This window comes from Streptomyces sp. NPDC002784 (genome assembly GCF_053592135.1).
This window is the reverse complement of the sequence record NZ_JBSFVD010000177.1, coordinates 1-1,429: the sequence shown is the minus strand read 5'-3', so window position 1 is coordinate 1,429 and position 1,429 is coordinate 1. Positions and strand designations below refer to the sequence as shown.

Genomic DNA, 1,429 nt, shown 5'->3' with positions numbered 1-1,429 from the left:
GGTCACGTCCGCTGGAGTGGTGTATCGACGGCCACTCGGTGATCTCGTCTTTGAGGCTATGCGGTCAGTTCGGTGGGCAAGGCGGTGTCGTCGGTTTCTGACTCGATCGGGTGGAGGTGGGTTTTGGCCAGCAGGTCGAGGCCCATGTAGCGGCGGGCCTCGGTCCACTCGTCGTTCTGCTCTGCCAGCACCGCGCCGACCAGCCGAATCAGGGCGGTGCGGTCGGGGAAGATGCCGACCACGTCGGTGCGGCGGCGGATCTCCTTGTTCAGCCGTTCCTGCGGATTGTTCGACCAGATCTGCCGCCAGATCTCGCGCGGGAACGCGGTGAACGCCAGCACGTCGCCCTGAGCGGCATCCAAGTGGGCTGCGGCCCTGGGGAACTTGGCCTCCAGGGCATCGAGGACGTGCCGCATCTGGGCCTGGACTGCGTCGGTGTCGGGCTGCTCAAAGACGGTCCGCAGCAGGGTGGCCACCCAGGGCTGGGCCGACTTGGGGACCTGGCTCAGCAGCGCGCGGGCGTAGTGCGTGCGACAGCGCTGCCAGCTCGCGCCGGGCAGTGTGGCACCGATCGCGTTCACCAAGCCCATGTGCGCGTCGGAGATGACCAGTTGGACGCCGGACAGGCCGCGGGCGATCAGTGAGCGCAGGAAGGCCAGCCAGCCGGCGCCGTCCTCGGCGGTGGCGACGTCCAGGCCGAGGATCTCGCGGTGTCCGTCGGCGTTGACGCCGACCGCGATCAGTGCGTGGACGTTGATGATGCGGCCGCCCTCGCGGACCTTCTGCGTGAGCGCGTCGACCCAGACGAACGCGTAGGGGCCGGCGTCCAGGGGACGGTTGCGGAACGCGGCGACCTGCTCGTCCAGATGCTTGGCCATCGCGCTGACCTGGGATTTCGACAGCTGGGTGACGCCCAGGGACTCGGCGAGCTTCTCCACTCGGCGGGTGGAGACGCCGAGGAGGTAGGCGGTGGCGACCACCGAGATGAGGGCCTGTTCGGCTCGCCGACGTCGCTCCAGCAGCCAGTGGGGGAAGTAACTGCCGGACCTGAGCTTGGGGATGGCGAGTTCGACGGTGCCCGCGCGTGTGTCCCACTCGCGCGGGCGATATCCGTTGCGGTGATTGACTCTCTCGTCGCTGACCTGCCCGTATTCGGCGTTGCAGAGCGCGTCTGCCTCCGCGGACATCAGCGCGTCGGCGAAGGTCTTGACCATCGCGCGCAGCAGATCGGGACTCGCCGCAGCGAGGTTGTCTTCGGTCAGGGCGTGCAGGGGCAGACTGTCTGGTGCGGTCATCGAGCTGATCTCCTTCGAGGCTTCGACACTTCGAAGATCAGCCGGTGGCCGTTCATCTATGCGGGCACCATCCCGATGCCGGAGCAAACCCCCGGATCAGGTCGAACCCGTACACCATCTCCACGGACGCAACC

1 protein-coding gene is annotated in these 1,429 nt (G+C 67.5%); it reads right to left on the bottom strand.

Annotated features, from left to right (window positions below; all coding sequences use genetic code 11):
• Positions 1–56: 56 nt before the first annotated feature.
• Positions 57–1,295, bottom strand: coding sequence for an IS256 family transposase (locus tag ACWD1Z_RS37615; RefSeq protein WP_451125432.1), 1,239 nt, complete (start codon positions 1,293–1,295; stop codon positions 57–59).
• Between the last annotated feature and the right edge of the window lie 134 nt (positions 1,296–1,429).